Origin of the sequence: Agromyces ramosus, from assembly GCF_030817175.1 — a bacterium.
GTDB lineage: Bacteria > Actinomycetota > Actinomycetes > Actinomycetales > Microbacteriaceae > Agromyces > Agromyces ramosus_A.
Window position 1 is genome coordinate 3,827,429 of record NZ_JAUSYY010000001.1, and the last position, 20,706, is coordinate 3,848,134.

General features: G+C 69.9%; 14 protein-coding genes and 1 pseudogene. 8 read left to right on the forward strand and 7 right to left on the reverse strand.

Features of this window, described 5'->3' with window-relative positions:
• Positions 1 to 47: 47 nt before the first annotated feature.
• A complete protein-coding gene (locus tag QFZ26_RS17915; protein WP_307044544.1) occupies positions 48 to 1,616 on the forward strand; it encodes a hypothetical protein in 1,569 nt (522 codons plus the stop codon).
• Here the strand turns inward: QFZ26_RS17915 and sucB are convergent.
• From sucB to QFZ26_RS17930, 3 genes are all read right to left on the reverse strand, one after another.
• Positions 1,613 to 3,166, reverse strand: a complete 1,554-nt coding sequence (sucB, locus tag QFZ26_RS17920) for a 2-oxoglutarate dehydrogenase, E2 component, dihydrolipoamide succinyltransferase (RefSeq protein ID WP_307044546.1) — start codon at positions 3,164 to 3,166, stop codon at positions 1,613 to 1,615. The two genes, QFZ26_RS17915 and sucB, sit on opposite strands and share 4 nt — an antisense overlap.
• A gap of 67 nt (positions 3,167 to 3,233) precedes the next feature.
• Entirely contained in the window at positions 3,234 to 4,607 is a 1,374-nt protein-coding gene (lpdA, locus tag QFZ26_RS17925) for a dihydrolipoyl dehydrogenase (protein ID WP_307044547.1), read from the reverse strand.
• 99 nt (positions 4,608 to 4,706) lie between these two features.
• A complete protein-coding gene (locus QFZ26_RS17930) occupies positions 4,707 to 6,179 on the reverse strand; it encodes a leucyl aminopeptidase (RefSeq protein WP_307044549.1) in 1,473 nt (490 codons plus the stop codon).
• Positions 6,180 to 6,266: 87 nt separating this feature from the next.
• On the opposite strand from QFZ26_RS17930, the gene QFZ26_RS17935 reads away from it, so the two are divergent.
• From QFZ26_RS17935 to QFZ26_RS17950, 4 genes are all read left to right on the forward strand, one after another.
• The gene (locus QFZ26_RS17935) at positions 6,267 to 7,190 is read left to right on the forward strand and encodes a proteasome assembly chaperone family protein (RefSeq protein WP_307044551.1); all 924 of its coding nucleotides are present in this window, start codon (positions 6,267 to 6,269) and stop codon (positions 7,188 to 7,190) included.
• A gap of 293 nt (positions 7,191 to 7,483) precedes the next feature.
• The gene (locus tag QFZ26_RS17940; protein ID WP_307044553.1) at positions 7,484 to 8,851 is read left to right on the forward strand and encodes an RNA polymerase sigma factor; all 1,368 of its coding nucleotides are present in this window, start codon (positions 7,484 to 7,486) and stop codon (positions 8,849 to 8,851) included.
• Positions 8,852 to 8,858: 7 nt separating this feature from the next.
• The gene (locus tag QFZ26_RS17945) at positions 8,859 to 10,115 is read left to right on the forward strand and encodes a Mur ligase family protein (RefSeq protein ID WP_307044555.1); all 1,257 of its coding nucleotides are present in this window, start codon (positions 8,859 to 8,861) and stop codon (positions 10,113 to 10,115) included.
• On the forward strand, positions 10,112 to 10,855 hold the full coding sequence (locus QFZ26_RS17950; protein WP_307044557.1) for a type 1 glutamine amidotransferase: 744 nt from the start codon (positions 10,112 to 10,114) through the stop codon (positions 10,853 to 10,855). Before QFZ26_RS17945 ends, QFZ26_RS17950 begins: the two co-directional genes overlap by 4 nt.
• A gap of 96 nt (positions 10,856 to 10,951) precedes the next feature.
• Here QFZ26_RS17950 and QFZ26_RS17955 read toward each other — a convergent pair whose 3' ends face one another.
• Positions 10,952 to 11,188, reverse strand: a complete 237-nt coding sequence (locus QFZ26_RS17955; protein ID WP_307044559.1) for a DUF7455 domain-containing protein — start codon at positions 11,186 to 11,188, stop codon at positions 10,952 to 10,954.
• 146 nt (positions 11,189 to 11,334) lie between these two features.
• Here QFZ26_RS17955 and QFZ26_RS17960 point away from each other — a divergent pair, with 146 nt between their 5' ends.
• A complete protein-coding gene (locus tag QFZ26_RS17960; RefSeq protein ID WP_307044560.1) occupies positions 11,335 to 13,413 on the forward strand; it encodes a DNA gyrase/topoisomerase IV subunit B in 2,079 nt (692 codons plus the stop codon).
• A gap of 14 nt (positions 13,414 to 13,427) precedes the next feature.
• Here the strand turns inward: QFZ26_RS17960 and QFZ26_RS17965 are convergent, their stop codons facing one another.
• Together QFZ26_RS17965 and QFZ26_RS17970 are read right to left on the reverse strand one after the other, a co-directional pair.
• Complete coding sequence (locus QFZ26_RS17965; protein ID WP_307045147.1) at positions 13,428 to 14,753, reverse strand: FAD-binding oxidoreductase; 1,326 nt, start codon at positions 14,751 to 14,753, stop codon at positions 13,428 to 13,430.
• Between the two features lie 55 nt (positions 14,754 to 14,808).
• A pseudogene (locus QFZ26_RS17970) lies at positions 14,809 to 17,284 on the reverse strand (DNA gyrase/topoisomerase IV subunit A).
• Between the two features lie 84 nt (positions 17,285 to 17,368).
• Between QFZ26_RS17970 and QFZ26_RS17975 the strand changes: the two are divergent.
• The gene (locus tag QFZ26_RS17975; protein ID WP_307045148.1) at positions 17,369 to 18,508 is read left to right on the forward strand and encodes an alkaline phosphatase family protein; all 1,140 of its coding nucleotides are present in this window, start codon (positions 17,369 to 17,371) and stop codon (positions 18,506 to 18,508) included.
• 72 nt (positions 18,509 to 18,580) lie between these two features.
• Here QFZ26_RS17975 and QFZ26_RS17980 read toward each other — a convergent pair whose 3' ends face one another.
• Positions 18,581 to 19,165, reverse strand: a complete 585-nt coding sequence (locus QFZ26_RS17980; RefSeq protein WP_307044562.1) for a DUF3043 domain-containing protein — start codon at positions 19,163 to 19,165, stop codon at positions 18,581 to 18,583.
• A 36-nt stretch (positions 19,166 to 19,201) separates the two neighbouring features.
• On the opposite strand from QFZ26_RS17980, the gene QFZ26_RS17985 reads away from it, so the two are divergent.
• Positions 19,202 to 20,659 (forward strand): dipeptidase, encoded by a 1,458-nt coding sequence (locus QFZ26_RS17985; RefSeq protein ID WP_307044564.1) that lies wholly within the window; start codon positions 19,202 to 19,204, stop codon positions 20,657 to 20,659.
• Positions 20,660 to 20,706 lie beyond the last annotated feature (47 nt).

A 20,706-nucleotide genomic window follows, 5' to 3' on the forward strand; every position in this document is an offset into this window, starting at 1 on the left:
GCGTCCACCCGACGGCCGGCTCGTCGGCGGCACGGCACGATCGGGGGATGAGCCGAAGCCCTCGACCCGTCCGACCTCCCGTCGAAACGGCGGCCGTCGAGGCCGAGCGGCCGGCCGACACGCGCGTCGCCGGCTACCGGCTGCTCCGGCGCATCGCCTCGGGCGATCGCGCAGACATCTATCTCGCCACCGTCGATCACTCCCGAACATCGGGCGACGAGGAGTCCGGCACGGCGCTCGTGGCGCTTCGCATCTACGACCGAGCGCGATGGAACGAGTCGATCGCCGTGGAGGTCGAGGCGATGTCGTCCGATGCCTCGGGCACCCTGCCGCTGCTCTACGACATCGCGACTCTCGACGACGGGCGTTGCTGCCTCGCCGTCGAGCGCATCGCCGGCATCCCGGCATCGCGCCTGCTCGCCGAGCGTCGCCTGGAACCGGGGGAGGCGGTCACGCTGCTCGCCCCGATCGTCGCGGCCGTGGCCGAGCTCGCTCGGCTGGGGTTCGTGCACACCCGCCTCACGGTCGCCGACGTGCTCATCGACGACGCCGGCCGACCCCGACTCGTCGGGCTGGGCGCACTGCAACGCATTCCCGCTCAGCGCGGTGCCGACCGCACGGCGCTGCTGCGCCGCAGTCACGAGGCACTCGCCGGGCTCATCTCCGATGTCGGCGACGCCACACGCCCCGCGGGTGCACTCGAAGCTGTAGACGGACTCCTGCGAGCTCGGCTCGATGCGCGTCCGTTCACGAGTTGCGAAGAGGAGGTGGAGCGAGCACTCTTCGCCGCCGCGACTCCTGAACCGATCGCGGGAATCGTGCCGCGCGCACGTCCCGCGGCGCTCCCCGCAAGGATGACCACCACCCCCGAGTCCCAACACGGCGCGCCGATGCCCGTCGACGACGAGGCCGGCGCCGGTCCCGCCGACCTGGCTGATGCGGTCGAGCGGCGGCGGGGGCCCGGCGGCCTCCGTACGCTGCTTGCGCTGGCGCAGCTGCCCGGAATCGATGAGTTCGCGGGCGCGGCCGACGTCGATCCGACGCGCCCTCTGCTCGCTCGACTGCGGGCCGCAGCATCGACGCGGCAGCGTCCGCTGGCGTTCGGCGCACTCATCGGCGGCGGTGCGCTCGTGCTGCTCCTCACCCTCGTGCCACCGGCGACCGCTGGCGGCGCAGGTCCCGCCCCGACGATGCCGACGGCAGACGCAGAGACCCCGCTCGGCGACGCGTCGGCGGCCGGTGGCGACCGATCGCCCGCCGCATCAGCGTCACCGCGCCCCCGACCCGCTGTCGACTCCGACGACGCGGTCGCCGCGGTGGCGGAGCTGCTGGAGCTCCGGTCGAGTTGCTTCGCCACACTCGATCTCGCGTGTCTCGACCAGGTCGCGCAGCCCGGCTCGGCGGTCGAAGCCGACGATCGCGCGGCGATCGTCGCCGCCCGCGAGGGCAGCGCTGCCGAGTCGGTGGAGTTCGACCTCGACGCCATCGCCGTCAGTGCCGAGATGGGTGCCGCGGTGCTGGTCACCGTGCAGTACATCGATGCCGAACGCGAACCGGCCTCGATCCTCGTGATGAGGAGCGAGGCCGGATGGCGATTGCGTGAGCTGTTCGACTAGATGCCGAGGTCGGCCTCGAACGCACCCTCTTCGAGACGCTGCTTGACCGCGGTGAGGAAGCGGGCCGCGTCGGCGCCGTCGATGATGCGGTGGTCGTACGACAATGCGAGGTAGACCATCGAACGGATCGCGATGGCCTCGGAGCCGTCCTGGCTGATCACGACGGGGCGCTTCACGACCACACCCGTGCCGAGGATGGCCGACTGAGGGAGGAACACGACCGGCGTGTCGAACAACGCGCCGCGTGAACCCGTGTTCGTGAGCGTGAACGTGCCCCCCGAGAGCTCGTCGGGCTTCAGCTGGTTGTTGCGCGTGCGGTCGGCGAGATCGGCGATCTGCGCGGCGAGTGCCGCGATGTCGAGCTCTCCGGCGTCGCGGATCACCGGGGTGAGGAGGCCTCGCTCGGTGTCGACCGCGATGCTGATGTTCTCCTGCGCCGGATAGACGATGCTGTCGCCGTCGACCGTCGAGTTGATGATCGGGTAGGCCTTGAGGGCCTCGGCGGTCGCAAGCGCGAAGAACGGCAGGAAGGAGAGCTTGTTGCCGGTCTTGGCGAGGAAGTCGCCCTTCACCTGGTCGCGGAGGCGAGCCACTCGCGTGACATCCACCTCGACCACCGACGTGAGCTGTGCCGTCGACTGCATCGACACCACAGCGCGTTCGGCCACAACCTTGCGCAGGCGGGTCATCGGCACGGTCGTCCCGCGCAGCGGCGACGTCTCGAGAACCTGGCGCGGGGCCGGTGCACCGGCCGCGGCGGCCGGGGCGACGTTGGCCGAGATCACGTCTTGCTTGCGGATGCGTCCGCCGACACCGGTGCCCGTAACGCTCGCGAGGTCGACGCCCTGCTCGTTCGCGAGCTTGCGGACGATGGGGGTCACGTAGCCGGCAGGTCCGGCGTGCGATCCCGTCGTGGGGGCAGCAGGAGCAGCGGGCGCGGCCTGCGGTGCGGCGGGAGCCTCAGCGGCAGGAGCCGGAGCTGCCGGCGCGGCAGGAGCCTCAGCGGCAGGAGCCGGAGCCGGCGCTGCCGGTGCGGCAGGTGCCTCAGCGGCAGGAGCCGGAGCGGCCTGCGGCGCCGAAGGCGCTTCAGCGGCCGGCGCGGGAGCCGGTGCCGGTGCCGGTGCCGGTGCGGCGGGCGCAGCCTCGGGTGCCGGTGCGGCAGGTGCCGCCTCAGGAGCGGGCGCGGCGGGCGCAGCCTCAGGTGCCGGTGCGGCAGGTGCCGCCTCAGGAGCGGGCGCGGCGGGCGCAGCCTCGGAAGCGGGTGCAGCGGCCTCCGCCGGTGCGGCTTCCGGCGCACCGGCTCCGGCGCCTGAACCGTCACCGATCGTCACCAATGCGGTGCCGACCTCGACCGTCTCGTCTTCTTGGACGAGAATCGCCTCGATCACCCCGGCCACCGGCGATGGGATCTCGGTGTCGACCTTGTCGGTCGACACTTCGAGCAGCGGCTCGTCGACCTCGACACGGTCGCCGACGTTCTTCAGCCATCGGGTGACCGTGCCCTCCGTGACACTCTCACCGAGTGCCGGGAGGCTGACGGATTCGCTCATGCGCTTGTCTCCTTCACAGCGTGGGACGCTTCCTAGCTTATTGCAGTCGTTGTACGGGCGGTCGGGGTCAGAGCGCGTGAAGCGGCTTGTCGGCCAGCTTCAGGAACGCCTCGCCGAGCGCCTCGTTCTGGGTGGGGTGGGCGTGGATGAACGGGGCGATGTCTTCGGGGTACGCCTCCCAGTTCACGGCCAGCTGCGCCTCGCCGATGAGTTCGCCGACCCGGGCACCGATCATGTGCACGCCGACCACCGGGCCGTCGTTCACGCGCACGACCTTCACCGAGCCGCTCGTCTCGAGGATGTGGCTCTTGCCGTTGCCAGCGAGGTTGTAGTCGTAGGACGAGACCTGGTCGGCGCCGAACTTCTCGGCGGCCTTCGCCTCGGTGTAGCCGACCGACGCGACCTCGGGCTCGCAGTAGGTGACCTTGGGGATGTTGACGTCTTCGACGACGATGGGGTTCAGTCCGGCGATCTCCTCCGCGACGAAGATGCCCTGCTGGAAGCCCCGGTGCGCGAGCTGCAGACCGGGAACGATGTCGCCGACGGCGTAGACGCCGGGAAGGTTGGTCGCGAGGCGCTCGTCGGTGATGACGAAACCGCGGTCCATCGTCACGCCGACCTCGTCGTAGCCGAGCCCCTGCGTGACCGGGCCGCGTCCGACGGCGACGAGCAGGAGCTCGGCCTCGATGGTCTCGCCGTTCTCGAGCGTGACGACCACGCCGTTGTCGTGCTGGGTGACGCTCTGGAAGCGCACGCCGAGCTTGTACTCGATGCCGCGCTTGCGGAACGCGCGCTCGAGCTGCTTGGAGATCGATTCCTCTTCGTTGGGGACGAGGTGGGGGAGTGCCTCGATGATCGTGACCTCGGCGCCGAACGACTTCCAGACGCTCGCGAACTCGACGCCGATGACGCCGCCGCCGAGTACGGCGACCTTGCCGGGCACGAAGTCGAGCTCGAGCGCCTGCTCGCTCGTGATGACGCGACCGCCCAGCTCGAGGCCGGGGAGGCTGCGCGAGTACGAGCCCGTCGCGAGAATGACGTTCTTGCCGACGATGCGGTCGTCGCCGACCTGCACCGCGTTCGGCGCGACGAGACGGCCCTCGCCCTCGATGACCGTGATGCCACGGGCCTTGATGAGGCCCTGGAGGCCCTTGAACTTGCTCGACACGATGCTCTCGCGGTACGCCGTCACTGCCGCGACATCGATGCCCTCGAACGTCGAACGGACACCGAACTTCGACGACTCACGTGAGCTGTCGGCCACCTCTGCGGCGTGCAGCAGGGCCTTGGTCGGGATGCAGCCGCGGTGCAGACATGTGCCTCCGAGCTTGTCCTTCTCGACGAGGCCGACGGTGAAGCCCAGCTGGACGGCACGCAGCGCTGCCGCGTACCCTCCGCTGCCGCCACCGAGGATGACAATGTCAAAGTTCTGCTCGGACAACCGCAATCTCCCTTGCGCACCAGATCTGCGACACGGACTGTCTCCGGTTCGTTGCCGGGACAGAGAGTGATGGGCGACGTTCTCGCCCATATGACCCTACTACCTCGCGGAGAGGTCCTCTCCCAGCCTGACGAGGGTGCGGACGGCGGCTCCAGTGCCCCCGGTGCCCGTGAAGCCCCACGCCGATCCGGTGTTGTAGCCGGGCCCCGCGATGTCGAGGTGGGCCCATGGGATCCGCTCGTCGGAGCCCTCGCGCGTGCCGACGAACTCCTGCAGGAAGACGCCGGCGAGAAGCATCCCGGGTACCGTCTGGCCGAGCTTGGTGTTCGTGAGGTCGGCGACATCCGACTTCAGCAGACTGAGCAGCTCGGAAGGCAACGGCATCGGCCAGGTCTGCTCGCCGACGCCGTCGGCGGCCGCCCGTACGCGCGCCACGAGCTCGTCGTCGCCCATGAGCCCCGCGATGCGGTGGCCGAGCGCGACGACCTGCGCACCGGTGAGCGTCGCGACGTCGACGATGGCGTCGGGCTGTTCCTCGCTCGCGGCGACGAGCCCGTCGGCCATGACGAGCCGGCCCTCGGCATCGGTGTTCAGCACCTCGACGGTCGTGCCGCCATGGATGCGCAGGACGTCGTTCGGCCGCAGTGCGGTGCCCGAGGGCAGGTTCTCGGCCAGGCAGAGCCAGCCCGTCACGCGGATCGGCACCTGCAACTCGGCGAGGGCGACGACGGCGGAGAGCACCGCTGCCGCGCCGGCCATGTCCATCTTCATGCCGACCATCGAGGCCATCGGCTTCAGCGAGAGGCCACCCGAATCGAAGGTGATGCCCTTGCCGACGAGCGCGAGGTGCACGGATGCCCCGGCCGGCGCGTACTCGAGCCGCACGAGGCGCGGCCCACGGCTCGAACCGAGGCCCACGCCGAGGATGCCGCCGAACCCGTCGGCTGCAAGGGCCGCCTCGTCCCACACCTTCGCGGCGAGGCCGGCGCCGGTGGCGGCTTCGACGGCGAGCTCCGCGAGTCGGGCGGGGAACAGGTCAGACGGCGACGCGTTCACGAGGTCCTTCGTGCGGGCGACGGCGGCGGTCACCGCGCGCACCCGCTCGAGGCCGATCGTCTCCTCGTCGAGTGGCGAGTGCAGCACGATGCGGGTGACGGCCGGCTTCGGCTTCGAGCGGTACTCCGTGTAGCGGTAGCCGCCGAGGGCCGCCCCTTCGAGGATCGCGGCAGCCGTGTCAGCGTCGTCCGCGGGGATGCCGATCGCCACCGAATCGATGCCGTTCAGCTGGCGCACGGCTGCGCCGACCGCAAGGCGGAAGCTCGCGGCATCCGCTCGATCGCCGACGCCGGCCACCGCGACGACTCGGGGCCCGTCGGCGTTGCCGGGCAATCGTGTGAACTCGTCGCTCGCGCCCTTCGCGCCGAGTGCCTCGAGCTGGGCCTGCACCCACTCGAACCCGTCGGCGGCCAGGAGTTCAGGGCCCTCGGGCCCGCTGCTGGCGGCGAGGAGCACGATGTCGGCGTCGCTGTCGACGGCGGATGCTGCGGTCACGGTGAGGGTGGGGACGGCCATGCAGCCGATCGTACGTGTTCGCTCTCGGCATCATCAGCGTGATGCCGATCCGGAGGACGCCTCCGCGGCCCTCAGTAGGCTGGACTCATGCGCGATCCCCGGTCCCTGTACGAGCTGAACGCCGACGTGGTGGTGCCGCCCGGACTCCCGCTCGTCGCCGGCCTGACGGGCTTCGCCGACGCGGGCGGCGCGGTCGCGCAGACCGCCGAGTACCTGCTGTCGACGCTCGAGACCACGGTGGTGGCGAAGTTCGAAGCCGACGAGCTGCTCGACTACCGCGCACGCCGGCCCATCATCCTCTTCCAGGGTGACCACCTCGCCGACTATCGTCCGCCGCGCCTGAGCCTCGACCTCGCCCGCGACGAGCTCGGGCAGCCGTTCCTGCTGCTCACGGGCTACGAGCCCGACTTCCAATGGGAGCGCTTCGGCGCCGCCGTGCTGGGGCTGATCGACGACCTCGAGGTGGCTTCGACGACCTGGATCAACTCGATCCCCATGCCCGTGCCGCACACGCGACCGATCGGGGTGACGGTGAGCGGCAATCGCTCCGACCTGATCGAGGCGATGTCGATCTGGCGTCCGACCACGCAGGTTCCAGCCAATGCACTGCACCTCGTCGAGTACCGCCTGCAGGAGCTCGACCATCCGACCACCGGCTTCGTCCTCCTGATCCCGCATTACCTGTCCGACACCGAGTACCCCGTCGCCGCGATCGCGGCACTCGAGGCCATCAGCGCGTCGACCGGGCGCATCTTCCCGACCGACGTCCTCCGCGAGCAGGGCCGCGAGTTCGTGGCGCGCATCGACGAGCAGGTCGCCGAGAACGGCGAGCTCGCGAAGCTCGTCGGCACCCTCGAAGAACGGCATGACTCCTATATGGAGGGCACGACACTCCGCTCGCCGCTCACCGACGAAGACGGAGAACTGCCGTCGGCCGACGAGATCGCGGCCGAGCTCGAGAAGTTCCTGGCCTTCCGGCGCACCCGCGACGACGAGTCGCCGCGGGGCTGATGCCCGCTTGCGAGACGGATGCCGCGGCACCGCAGGGCCCTGGGAATGACCGAGGCCACCGCGGCGTTGTGAGTAGGTGAGGTACAAGCGCGCGGTGCAGTGAACGCCCGGCAGCGCTCCGCACTGTATAATGAGAGCAGGACCCGTTCTGGTCCGCTGGTGCGCGATGTTTCGCGCCGCTCCTGCGGACTTGACATGGGTCCTCATAGTGTCCGAAAACAACCGGGCCCGAGCGCATCCGCTGAGCGTCCGAGAGGGCACCCGCCGCGCGACGGTAGGAGAGGTTCAAACGTATGGCAACGACGAAAGCAGCGACGTCGGCGAAGAGCGAGGCTGAGCAGCCCGCCACGAAGCGCACGACCGCCGCGAAGTCGACCGCCGCCAAGCCGGCCGCGAAAGCCCCGGCTGCGAAGGCCGCCGCGGCGAAGGCGAGCACGAAGACCACGACCCCGGCGACGAAGACCCCCCGCGCGACCACCGCGAAGGCGGCGGCGAAGCCGCGCACGAAGGCCAAGGGCGCCTCGGGCGACGGTGATGCCGAGGTCGATCCCGAAGAGCTCGAAGAGGTCGAGGTCGAAGTGGAGGTCGTGGTCCCCGACGAGACCGTCGAGGCCGCCCCCGACGCCGACTCGGATGACGACGACGCGAAGCCGGCCGTGGTGGAGCCGCACCCGACGGGTGCGCTCGTGCTCCGCGCCGTCGACGACGAAGACGAGGTCCCGGTCTACTCGAGCGCCATCACCGGCGCCACGGCCGACCCCGTCAAGGACTACCTGAAGCAGATCGGCAAGGTCGCGCTCCTGAACGCGGCCGAAGAGGTCGAGCTCGCGATGCGCATCGAGGCAGGGCTCTTCGCCGAAGAGAAGCTCTCCCACATGACCGATGCCGAGAAGCGCTCGCAGCTCGGTCGCGAACTGCAGTGGGTCGCGAAAGACGGCCAGCGTGCGAAGAGCCACCTGCTCGGTGCGAACCTGCGCCTCGTCGTGTCGCTCGCCAAGCGCTACACGGGCCGCGGCATGCAGTTCCTCGACCTCATCCAAGAGGGCAACCTGGGCCTGATCCGTGCGGTCGAGAAGTTCGACTACACCAAGGGCTTCAAGTTCTCGACCTACGCCACGTGGTGGATCCGCCAGGCGATCACGCGTGCCATGGCCGACCAGGCCCGCACCATCCGCATCCCGGTGCACATGGTCGAGGTCATCAACAAGCTGGCCCGCGTTCAGCGCCAGATGCTGCAGGACCTCGGTCGCGAACCCACGCCCGAAGAGCTGAGCCGTGAACTCGACATGACCCCTGAGAAGGTCATCGAGGTGCAGAAGTACGGTCGCGAGCCCATCTCGCTGCACACCCCGCTCGGTGAAGACGGCGACAGCGAGTTCGGCGACCTCATCGAAGACACCGAGGCAGTGGTTCCGGCCGACGCCGTCGGCTTCACGATGCTGCAGAAGCAGCTCGAGTCGCTGCTCGATTCGCTGAGCGAACGTGAGGCGGGCGTCATCCGCATGCGCTTCGGCCTCGGCGACGGCATGCCGAAGACGCTCGACCAGATCGGCGACACCTTCGGCGTCACGCGCGAGCGCATCCGCCAGATCGAGTCGAAGACGATGGCGAAGCTGCGCCACCCGTCACGCTCGCAGTCGCTCCGCGACTACCTCGAGTAGGCCTGCGGTGCGCTACGCGCCGGCGATCCTCGTCGGCAGGCTCACCCGATTCGCCGCCCGGCTGCGTAAGCCCGGCGGCGGATCGGCCGTTCCGGGCCTCGTGGTCAACCGCATCGCGACCGGGTACCTGAAGCGCACGCTCTCGGGCTTCCCGCAGGGGCTCGTCGTGGTCTCGGGGTCGAGCGGCAAGTCGACGACGACGAAGATGCTCGTCGCGGTCCTCCGTGCGCACGGCGTCGACGTCTTCACCAACCCGTCGACGGCGAACATCAGCCAGGGCCTGACCTCGGCGCTCCTCGAACGATCCGACTGGCGCGGCCGCGTGCCCGGCGACGTCGCCGTGCTCGAGATGGACGAGGGGCACGGCGCGCTCGTCATGCAGGGCGTCGACGCCCGCGTCGTGGCGCTCACGAACGTCATGGTCGACCAGATCGACCGCTTCCACGACTCCGAGATGGTCGCGGGCATGCTCGCGCGCATCGCCGCGCGCGCCGGCGAGGCGATCGTGGTGAACGCCGACGACGCCTACCTCGAGCGGCTCGCCGCCCGGGTCGGTCCGGGCATCGCGGTGCACCGGTTCGGCGTGGCGCAGCCGGTGCTCGAGTCCGCCCCGCGTGGCCTCGGGTACACCGAGACCACCACCGCTCGCCTGGCTCCGGGCGACGGCGTTCGCGTCGCGTCGGTCGACGGCGCCTCGGCCGTGCTCGACGACGACGGGGCATCCGTCGCCATCTCGCTGCCCGCGCGCGGCATCCACTACGCCGTCGACGCCGCCGCCGCCTACGCGACCGCCAAGACCGTGCTCGGCGACCGGTTCTCGCGCGAGACGGCCGCTGCGGCCCTCACCGCGATCCCGGCCGTCTTCGGTCGCGGCGAGCGGGTGAAGGTGCGCGGGCACGACGTCGAGTTCGTGCTGGTGCAGAACCCCGCGAGCTACCAGCTGAACGTCGACAGCATCGCGCCGGGCACGGAGCAGATCCTGTTCGCGATGGGTTCCGATGTGCGCGATCCCTCGTATTTCTGGCCGACGGATGCCTCGTCGCTCCGCCGTGTCTCGATCGTGAGCGGCTCCAAGGCCGCCGAAGCCGCACTGATGCTCGCGTACAACGGTGTGGCCATCGACCGCGTGGAACCCGATCTCGCACGCGCCCTCGACGACTTCCTCGCCGCCCCCGCTCCAGCCACCGGCCTGAAGACGATCGTCTTCACCGCCGATTCGATGCGGCGCACGCGTGCCCACCTCGGACTCACGGGAGCCGAATGACCCTCGCCATCGTCTCCATGCTCCCGACCCTGCACAACACCAACGGCGACGCCGAGAATGCCGCCGTGCTCGTCGCGCGGGCGCGGTGGGCCGGTCTCGACGCCGAGGTCGTCGAGGTCGAATCGGTCACCGACCTCCCCGCGCGGGTCGACGCCGTCGTGCTCGGTTCCGGCAGCGACGCGTCGCTCGAGGTCAGTCGCTCGGCGCTCCTCACCATGCATGACGAGTTCCGCCGGTGGGGCACCGAGGGCGTGCCCATCCTCGCCGTCGGCACTGGGTGGGAACTGCTCAGCTGGGGCATCGAACGGCGCGACGGCGTCGCCGTCGAGGGGCTGGGCATCCTGCCCGGCAGGGCGGTGCCCCGGCAGTCGCGAGTGGCGGGTGACCTCATCATCGCGTCACCGCGCTACGGTGCCCTCGTCGGCTTCGAGAACCATTCGCGCGACTACGTCGGTGCCGAGGGCTCACCGCTCGGGCGGGTCAGGGCGGGCCACGGCAACGGTCGCGACTCGGGGCAGGAGGGCGTCGTCATGGGCGAGGTCTTCGGCACCCACCTGCACGGACCCGTGCTCGCGAAGAACCCGGCGTTCGCCGATCACCTGCTCGAGATCGCCGCGCGCCGCAGCGGGGCCGACTACATCCCTGGTGCGCAGGCGCTCGTCGTCGATGAGTACGCGGCGACCGCACGCCGGGCGCAACTCGCCGCGGCCGGGGTCGCGGCATCCGCTGCGCGTCCCTGAGACGCACCGCACACGCCAGCGTCCTGAACGCGCCCGAAGCCTGAAACGACGAACGCCCCGGCGCGATGCCGGGGCGTTCGTGTGAAGAGGTACGGGTCAGTCGCGACCGTCGGCCAGGAGGCGGCTCGACTCGTCGTGCCAGCTGTGCGCGATCTGCGAGAGCTTCTCCTGGTGCTTGCGACCGTGGTGGGCGCAGAACAGCAGTTCTCCGCTGGCGACGACGACGCGGATGTACGCCTGTGCACCGCACGCATCGCATCGATCGAGCGCCGTGAGCTCGTAAGGGGTCTCGAGTTCATCGACCGCACCGGTGGTCTCGGTGTATTGGGTCATGGCTCCTCCTCCGTGGCTCAAGCTCGATGTTCCGTTCCTCAATGAAAACACGGGTCGGCCCCGGTTCCTTCCGTTGAGCCGGGCATTTCGCTCTGCGCGTAGCGCCTGACCGAAGGTACCCCCGCGCCTCAGTAGGCTTTACCGACGTGAGCTCCGACTATTCCGCCCGCCATCTCTCCGTGCTCGAAGGCCTCGAGGCGGTCCGCAAGCGCCCCGGCATGTACATCGGTTCGACCGACTCCCGAGGGCTCATGCACTGCCTCTGGGAGATCATCGACAACTCCGTCGACGAGGCGCTCGGCGGCCACGGCAACGAGATCGGCGTCACCCTCCACCCCGACGGCAGCGTCGAGGTTCGCGACCGCGCGCGCGGCATTCCCGTCGACGCCGAGCCGAAGACCGGCCTCTCCGGCGTCGAGGTCGTCTTCACGAAGCTGCACGCGGGCGGCAAGTTCGGGTCGGGGTCCTACGCCGCCTCAGGCGGATTGCACGGCGTCGGGGCATCCGTCGTCAACGCGCTCTCCGAACGTCTCGACGTCGAGGTCGACCGTGACGGCAAGACGTGGGCCATGTCGTTCCACCGCGGCGAGCCGGGCATCTTCGCCGATTCGGGCGAGCCGTCGCCAGACGCGCCCTTCACGCCGTTCGAACAGCGCAGCGAGCTGCGCGTCGTCGGCAAGGTCGCCAAGGGCGTCACCGGCACGCGCATCAGGTACTGGGCAGATCGACAGATCTTCACCAAGGGGGCGGAGTTCCAGACCGAGGAATTGCTCGGGCGCGCCAGGCAGACGGCCTACCTCGTGCCGGGCCTCGCCATCGACGTCACCGACGAGCGCGGTGAGACGCCGCACACCACATCGTTCCAGTTCGAAGGCGGCATCTCGGAGTTCGCGGAGCACCTGGCAACCGACGCCCCGCTCACCGACGTCTGGCGGCTCTCGGGCTCGGGCACGTTCACGGAGACGGTGCCGGTGCTCACCGACGGCGGGGCGATGGTACCCACCGAGCTGCAGCGAGAGTGCATCGTCGACATCGCCCTTCGCTGGGGCACCGGCTACGACACCGTGATCCGTTCGTTCGTCAACATCATCGCCACGCCGAAGGGCGGCACCCACCAGGCGGGCTTCGACCAGGGCCTCCTGAAGTTCCTGCGGCAGCAGGTCGAGCTGAACGCCCGGCGCCTGAAGGCCGGCAACGATAAGCTCGAGAAGGACGATGTGCTCGCGGGCCTCACCGCCGTCATCACGGTGCGCCTGCCCGAACCGCAGTTCGAGGGGCAGACGAAAGAGGTGCTCGGCACACCGGCAGCGCGCGCGATCGTCGCGAACGTGCTCACGAAGGAGCTGGCCGCCCGGTTCTCGTCGACGAAGCGCGACGACAAGGCGCAGTCGGCTCTGCTGCTCGACAAGGTCGTCGCCGAGATGAAGTCGCGCATCTCCGCACGTGCCCACAAAGAGACGCAACGACGCAAGAACGCGCTCGAGAGCTCTTCGCTGCCCGCGAAGCTCGTCGACTGCCGCTCCAACGACGTCTCGCAGAGCGAGCTGTTCATCGTCGAGGGCGACTCGGCGCTCGGCACGGCGAAGCTCGCCCGCGACAGCGAGCACCAGGCCCTGCTGCCGATCCGCGGCAAGATCCTCAACGTGCAGAAGGCGAGCGTCGCCGACATGCTCGGCAACGCCGAGTGCGCCTCGATCATCCAGGTGATCGGCGCGGGCTCCGGCCGCAGCTTCGACCTCGAGTCGGCGCGATACGGCAAGGTCATCCTGATGGCCGACGCCGATGTCGACGGTGCGCATATCCGCACGCTGCTCCTGACCCTGTTCTTCCGCTACATGCGACCGATGATCGACCATGGTCGGGTCTTCGCCGCCGTGCCGCCGCTGCATCGCGTCGTCGTCATGAATCCGGGCTCCAAGCCCAACGAGACCATCTACACGTACTCGGAGGCCGAGCTGAAGGGCGTGCTCGCGGGGCTCGACAAGCAGAAGAAGCGGTACCAGGACCCGATCCAGCGCTACAAGGGCCTCGGGGAGATGGACGCCGACCAGCTCGCGACCACGACGATGGACCGCCGCCAGCGCACCCTTCGCCGCGTCGGCATCGGCGACGCCGAGAACGCCGGCCGTGTCTTCGAACTGCTGATGGGCAACGACGTGGCGCCGCGCAAGGAGTTCATCATCGACAGCTCGGACTCGCTCGAGCGCGACCGCATCGACGCATAGTCGGCGGTGGCCCGTCAGGCGCCGGGCGAGATGTTCTGGTTCAGATGGAACACGTTGTCGGGGTCGTACGCGCGCTTCACCGTGGTGAGGCGGGCGAGCTTCGCGTCGGGGAACGCGCGGCGCAGGCCGGCCGGGCCGTCATCGCCCAGCACGTTGACGTAGGCGCCACTGGCGAACGGGTCGAGCCTGCCCGCGTAGCGGCGTGCCGCGGACATCCGCTGCTCATCCTCCCGAGGGTCGCTCCATCGCGACGCGGCGACGAACTCGAACGCGGTGTCACGCCGTGAGAAGGCCGTCGCTTCGTCGGCGATCTCCGCGATGGCGCCGCCGTAGGCCTGCAGGCTCGCGGCAGGCAAGTAGGCCCCGCCGCGCTCGAGCAGGGCATCGATGAGCTCATCGCTCAGCGCGCGGAAGTAGTGACCCTTCCAGTAGCGGCGCCAGGCATGACCCTTGGCATCGTCTTCGCGCGACTGCAACTCGAGGTACGACATCGTGTCCACGCGAGAGCGCCGGCCGGCTGGTTGGGCAAGCGCGTCGACGACTGCGTCGGCGTGCGTTCGGCCTTCGACTGGCTCGCCCACCCACACGAAGCCGAGCGAGACGACGTCGCCGTCGATCAGGGCGTTGAAGGTCGCGCGGCGCGGTGCCGTCTCGCTCAGGTCGCGCCACCGCCGCATCGCGGGCGCCGCCTCTGCGAGCGGCACGAGCACCTCCACGGTGGTCACCTGGCCCGGCTCGGGGTGCAGGACGAACTCGAACGCCGTGACGACGCCGAAATTGCCGCCCCCTCCGCGGAGTGCCCAGTACAGCTCGGGATGCGATTCGGCACTCGCGTGAATCGCCTCGCCCGCCGCCGTCACGACATCGAAGCCGACGACGTTGTCGCAGGAGAGCCCGTGCTGCCGTGCCAGCCACCCCATGCCTCCGCCGAGCGTGAGGCCGCCGACGCCGGTGTGCGAGACATTGCCCGCCGTCGTTGCGAGTCCATGCGGCTGCGACGCTCGGTCGAGCGCACCCAGGAGGGCTCCGCCCTCGACCCTTGCCCGCCGCCGCTGCGCGTCGACCTGCACGCCGCCCATGCGCCGGAGATCGATCATGAGGCCGTCGTCGGGCACAGCGTGCCCGACGATGCCGTGCCCGCCGCAGCGAATCCCGATATCGAGCTCGTGCTCCCGCGCGAACCGAACAGCGGTGGCGACGTCGGCATCCGACGTGCACTGCACGATATAGCGCGGTCGGCGATCGACCATGCCGTTCCACACCGAGCGCGCAGCGTCATACCCCGCATCGCCGGAGACGAGCACGCTTCCATCGAGTCGCGACTGCAGTGTCGAGTGCATCACGCATCGAAGCTAGCGCACGTCGCCGGCCACCGCACGGGTGCGCTGGTGGTGATCAGCCGATCTTGTACCCGATGGAGCCGACCACCGCGTCGAGCGGCTGCCCGGAGCCGTCGCGCTTGGCGCCGCCGTCGGGCAGGGTGCGCGCCGAGCCGTCGGTGCCCACTGCGAGTGCGGGGGAGCGGCCCACCCAGGCGAGGTGCAGGGCATCTTCACCCTTCAGGAAGCGGTGGGCGCGCACACCTCCGGTGGCCCGGCCCTTCGCCGGGAACTCGGAGAAGTCGCTGACCTTCGCACTGCCGGGGTCGGCGCCGAGCACGCGTGTCACCGCTTGCCGCCAGTGTGACCACGACGACCTCGGGAACGGCCTCGACCGGCACGCTCGTGAAGTGGATGGCGTGGCCACCGCTGCCGAGGTTGATGCCCGCCATGCCGCCCGCGGGGCAGCCCTGCGGGCGCACCGATGCGGCGGGGAATCGCAGCAGCTGCGCATCGGATGCCACGAAGACCAGTTCATCGCTCTCGTCGCCCTGTACGGCGCCGACGACCTCGTCGCCCACCTTCAGGCCGATGACCTCGAACTCGGGCTTGTTGGGGTAGGCGCCCGCCGCAACGCGCTTCACGATGCCCTGCCTGGTGCCCAGCGCGACCGACCGGTCGGAGTCGAGCGAGACGATGGCGAGCACCTTCTCGTCACGATTCGGCAACGCAAGGTAGTCGGAGATCTTGACGCCCGCTCCGAGCTGCACCGACGTCGGCGGCAGCATGGGCAAGTCGACCGGTGTGAAGCGGATGAGGCGCCCGAGGCTCGTCACGGCGCCGATCTCGGCTCGGCTCGTGGTGTCGAGCGTCGACCGGATCGCGTCGTGCTTGCTGCGTCGTGTCGGGGCCGTGACGATGGCAGCGCCGCTCTCACCGACCGGCAGGTCGACCCGCGCGATGCGGCCCGTCGCCGAGAGGAAGACCCGGCACGGCACATCCGCGACCTCGAGCACTGCCGCGGCGCGCTTCGCCGCCGCTCCGGCGATGCTCGGACGCGCGTCGGTGAGCAGGGTCCGGCGGGGAGTTCCGTAGCGGTCGGCGACCTCGGCGAGCTCATGGGAGACGAGCGCCTCGATGCGGTGACGACTCGACAGGAGCGCTTCGAGTTCGGCGATCTCGGCGCGCAGCCGGTCGCGCTCGGTCTCGAGCTCGATGCGTGAGAACCGCGTGAGGCGACGCAGCTGCAACTCGAGGATGTAGTCGGCCTGGAGCTGGCTCAGGTCGAACACCTCGATGAGGCGCGCACGCGCCGCAGCGGTGTCGTCGCTCGAACGGATCAGTTGGATGACCTCGTCGATGTCGAGGATCGCGATCAGGAGGCCGTCGACGAGGTGGAGGCGCTCGCGCCGGCGGGCGAGGCGATACTGCGAGCGGCGCGTCACCACCGCGATGCGATGCGCGACGTAGACCTGCAGGAGCTCACGCAGGCCGAGCGTCTGCGGTCCGCCGTCGACGAGCGCGACGTTGTTAATGTTGAAGGAGTCTTCGAGCGGAGTGAGGCGGTAGAGCTGCTCGAGCACCGCTTCAGGACTGAATCCCGTCTTGATGCCGATGACGAGCCGGAGTCCGTTCGTGCGGTCGGTGAGGTCGGTGACATCGGAGATGCCGCTGATCTTCTTGGCGTTGACGCCGTCTTTGATCTTCTCGATGACCTTCTCGGGGCCGACGAGGTAGGGGAGCTCGGTCACGACGAGCCCGGTCTTGCGAGCCGTGATGTTCTCGATGCGCACCTTCGCGCGGGTCTTGAAGGCCCCGCGGCCGGTGGCGTAGGCGTCTCTGATGCCGGCGAGGCCGACGATGGTGCCGCCGGTGGGGAGGTCTGGGCCGGGCACGAACTCCATGAGCTCGTCGAGCGTTGCGTTGGGGTGCGCGATGAGGTGACGCGCCGCGCCGACGACCTCGATGAGGTTGTGCGGTGCCATGTTCGTCGCCATGCCGACCGCGATGCCGCTCGCGCCGTTGACGAGGAGGTTCGGGTAGGCCGCGGGGAGCACTTCGGGCTGGGTCAGCTGGTTGTCGTAGTTCGGCACGAAGTCGACGACGTCTTCGTCGAGCCCCTCGGTCATCGCGAGCGCCGATGAGGCGAGTCGCGCCTCGGTGTAGCGTGCCGCGGCGGGGCCGTCGTCGAGGGAGCCGAAGTTGCCGTGTCCGTCGATGAGCGGCACCCGCAGCGTGAACGCCTGCGCCATGCGCACGAGTGCGTCGTAGATCGCGGTGTCGCCGTGCGGGTGGAGCTTGCCCATGACCTCGCCGACGACGCGCGCCGACTTCACGTGCCCCTTGTCTGGTCGCAGACCCATCTCGGTCATCTGGTAGAGGATGCGCCGCTGCACCGGCTTCAACCCGTCGCGCGCGTCGGGGAGCGCGCGCGAATAGATGACGGAATACGCGTATTCGAGGAACGAGCCCTGCATCTCGGTGGCGACGTCGACGTCTTCGATGCGTTCGACGATCGGCTCGTCGGCGGGCTGATTCTTGGCTCGGGTCATCCGTCGTCTCTGGAGCTGGGCGTGGCACGCACGCGTGGAACAAGGGCGCGCCCGGCCTGTGCCAGACTGGGCGCGATGCCTGCAATGCTACCGGTGCCAGCCGTCAGCGCTCCGCGGCTTGCCGGGGTGCTCGCCAGTTCGGTCGCGAGCCTCCAGGGCGTCGCGAACCCGTTCGAGCTGCCGTCGGTGACGAGCGCCGTCATCGTGCTCGTCGACGGGCTCGGAGCGGCCAACGTCCAAGCCCGCACCGGACACGCCCGTTTCCTCGCGAGCCGCATGGCCAAGCGCGACGTGATCCGCACGGTGTTCCCCTCGACGACGGCCGCCGCGATCGCGAGCTTCGCCACCGGGCGCACTCCCGGCGAGCACGGACTCGTGGGCTACCGCGTGCTCGACGCCGAACGCGACCGGCTCGTGAACCAGCTGAGCGGCTGGGACGACGGCATGCGGCCCGAGACGTGGCAGCGGGCGCCCACCCTGTTCGAGGCGGCGGGGGCGGCCGGCATCGCGAGCTACGCCATCGGAGCTGCGCGCTACCACGAGTCGGGCTTCACGCACGCGGTGCTCCGCGGTGCGGAGTACCGCCCTGCGGCGTCGATCGCCGATCGCTTCGCCGTGGCTGCCGAGCTCATCGCCGACGGCGACCCGGCCCTCGTCTACCTCTACGTGCCCGAGCTCGATCAGGCCGCGCACGCCTACGGCTGGGAGTCCGACCGCTGGCTCACGATCCTCGAAGACCTCGACGGTGCGCTGGGAGCATTCGAAGCGCGGATGCCGCGGGGCACGGGTCTCCTCGTGACGGCCGACCACGGGGTCATCGACGTCCCGGCGCATCGCCACGTGTTCATCGACAAGCATCCCGAGCTCCTCGCCGACGTGCGTCACGTCGGCGGCGAGCCGCGCTGCCTGGCCCTCTACGTTGAGCCCGGCCTCGGCGATGACGCGACGGCCGCGCTCGTCGACGGCTGGCGCGCGGCTGAGGGGCATCGCGCCTGGGTGCTGAGTCGCGACGAGGCGATCGATGCCGGCCTCTACGGCCCCGTCGCCGAGGAGGTGCGGCCGCGCATCGCGGACGTGCTCATCGCGGCGCGTTCGTCGATCGCGTACTACGACCGGCGCGAGCATGACCGCCGGGCCGAGGCCATGATCGGGCAGCACGGGTCGCTCAGCGACGACGAGACGCGAGTGCCGCTGGTTCGGGGTGGAGCGTTCACGCGCGCGTGAGCACGATGAGGCGCGGCCATGGGGACGTGCGTACTCGAGGACTCCGCCGGGCACGCGGCCCGGAGCATCCGCTTAGGACGGGAACTTGCCGCGCTTGACCTGGGGCTTCGGCAGGCGAAGGGGTCGCAGCTGCAGGGCTCGCATGGCGGCGTACCATCGCACGCGCTCGACCTTGTCGGCGCCGAACTTCGCTGCGAGCTTGCGCTGCAGGATGAAGCCGAGCACGACGACGTCGGCGACCGCGATGAGGAAGAACGCCCAGAGCGCGAGGATGCCGATCGACTGCACCTCGGGGCTCGGGATGAAGGTGAGCAGGATCACGGCGAACATGACGGGGATGAGCACCTCGCCGACACTGAACCGTGCATCGACGTAGTCGCGCACGTACTTCTTCTGCGGGCCGCGATCGCGCATGGGCAGGTAGCGCTCGTCGCCGACGGCCATGCCGACGCGAGCACGCTCGCGGGACTCTGCCGCCTTCGCACGGGCCTGCTTCGCCGCTTCCTTGCGGTCGTTCGGCACGAGCGGGCGCTTGCGGGCCGCCTCCTGCTGCGCACGGCTCGGCGTGGGCGCGCCCTTGCCGGCCTTCAGGCGGGCCTGGGTCTCTTCGAGCGTCTCTGCGCCCGGTTCATCGGTGCTGTGCGGTTGCTTTGCCACGGGGTCCTCGAATCGGTTCCCCTTAAGATTACCGGCATGACCGAGCCACTCCCCACCGCTTCCGCATCCGACGAGACCACCGCACGCATCGACGCGATCCGCGGTGCCGTCGAGGCCGGATTCCCGTCCACGATCGCCGACCTCACGAGACTCGTGAAGATCCCGTCGGTGTCCTGGCCGGCGTTCGACCACGCACACGTCCAGGCGAGTGCCGACGCGGTCGCCGAACTCGTGCGCGGACTCGGCGTCTTCGAGGTCGTCGACATCCGCCGTGCGCCGGTCGCCGCGTTCGGCGACGGGGATTCGGCGACGGATGCCCCGGAGCTCGGCCTGCCCGCGGTCGTCGCGCGTCGCGCCGCCCGCAACGGCCGCCCCACCGTGCTGCTCTACGCCCACCACGACGTGCAGCCCCCCGGCCGCGACGAGGACTGGGACTCGGCGCCCTTCGAGCCCACGCTTCGCGGCGACCGGCTCTACGGCAGGGGAGCGGCCGACGACAAGGCGGGCGTGATGGCGCACGTCGGCGCCATCCGGGCACTCACCGAGGTGCTCGGCGCCGACCTCGACCTCGGTATCGCGCTCTTCATCGAGGGCGAGGAGGAGTACGCGTCGCGTTCGTTCGCGAACTTCCTCCATGAGAACCGCGACCTGCTCGAGGCCGACGCGATCATCGTCGCGGACTCGGGCAACTGGGATCTCGAGACTCCGGCGATCACGGTCGCGCTGCGTGGCGCGGTCGCGTTCAACATGCGCGTCGACACGCTCGCGCACGCCTCGCACTCCGGCATGTTCGGGGGAGCGGTGCCCGACGCGATGCTCGCCGCCATCCGCCTGCTCGACACGCTCTGGGACGCAGACGGCACGGTCGCGGTGGCCGGGCTCACCTCCGCCGGCCTCGAGACTCCCGCCTATGACGAGGCGCAGCTCCGGTCCGAGACCGGGCTGCTCGACGGCGTCACCCCGATCGGTCGTGGCAGCATCCTCTCGCGCATCTGGTCCGAACCGGCGATCACCGTCACGGGCATCGACGCCCCCGACGTGGCCAACGCCTCGAACACGCTCGTGCCCGGCGTGCGCGTGCGCGTGAGCGCCCGGATCGCACCCGGTCAGGACGCCGGCGAGGCCTTCGCCGCGATCCGCGCCCACCTCGAGCACAACGTGCCGTTCGGTGCGAGGCTCGCCTTCGAAGACGTCGACACCGGTCAGCCCTTCCTCGTCGACACGAGCGGATGGGCCGTAGCCGAGACGCGCGCCGCGATGACGGATGCCTGGGGCAAGGCGCCCGTCGAGATCGGAGTCGGCGGCTCCATTCCCTTCATCGCCGAGCTCGTCGACGAGTTCCCCGAGGCGCAGATCCTCGTCACCGGTGTCGAGGACCCGGATTCCCGCGCGCACAGCCCCAACGAGTCGCTGCACCTCGGCGTGTTCAAGCGTGCGCTGCTCGCGGAGGCACTGTTCCTCGCACGGCTCGACGGACGCGATTCGACTTCCTGAGAGCGCGCCGGACACACTCTCCGTTTCGGCGGCTACCATGGAGTGAG

Excerpts from the sequence above, each read along its gene's own strand:
- QFZ26_RS17915 (WP_307044544.1), top strand. The coding sequence starts at position 48 with ATGAGCCGAAGCCCTCGACCCGTCCGACCTCCCGTCGAAACGGCGGCC.
- sucB (WP_307044546.1), bottom strand. The coding sequence starts at position 3,166 with ATGAGCGAATCCGTCAGCCTCCCGGCACTCGGTGAGAGTGTCACGGAG.
- QFZ26_RS17930 (WP_307044549.1), bottom strand. The coding sequence starts at position 6,179 with ATGGCCGTCCCCACCCTCACCGTGACCGCAGCATCCGCCGTCGACAGC.
- QFZ26_RS17935 (WP_307044551.1), top strand. The coding sequence starts at position 6,267 with ATGCGCGATCCCCGGTCCCTGTACGAGCTGAACGCCGACGTGGTGGTG.
- QFZ26_RS17940 (WP_307044553.1), top strand. The coding sequence starts at position 7,484 with ATGGCAACGACGAAAGCAGCGACGTCGGCGAAGAGCGAGGCTGAGCAG.
- QFZ26_RS17950 (WP_307044557.1), top strand. The coding sequence starts at position 10,112 with ATGACCCTCGCCATCGTCTCCATGCTCCCGACCCTGCACAACACCAAC.
- QFZ26_RS17955 (WP_307044559.1), bottom strand. The coding sequence starts at position 11,188 with ATGACCCAATACACCGAGACCACCGGTGCGGTCGATGAACTCGAGACC.
- QFZ26_RS17965 (WP_307045147.1), bottom strand. The coding sequence starts at position 14,753 with ATGCACTCGACACTGCAGTCGCGACTCGATGGAAGCGTGCTCGTCTCC.
- QFZ26_RS17975 (WP_307045148.1), top strand. The coding sequence starts at position 17,369 with ATGCTACCGGTGCCAGCCGTCAGCGCTCCGCGGCTTGCCGGGGTGCTC.
- QFZ26_RS17985 (WP_307044564.1), top strand. The coding sequence starts at position 19,202 with ATGACCGAGCCACTCCCCACCGCTTCCGCATCCGACGAGACCACCGCA.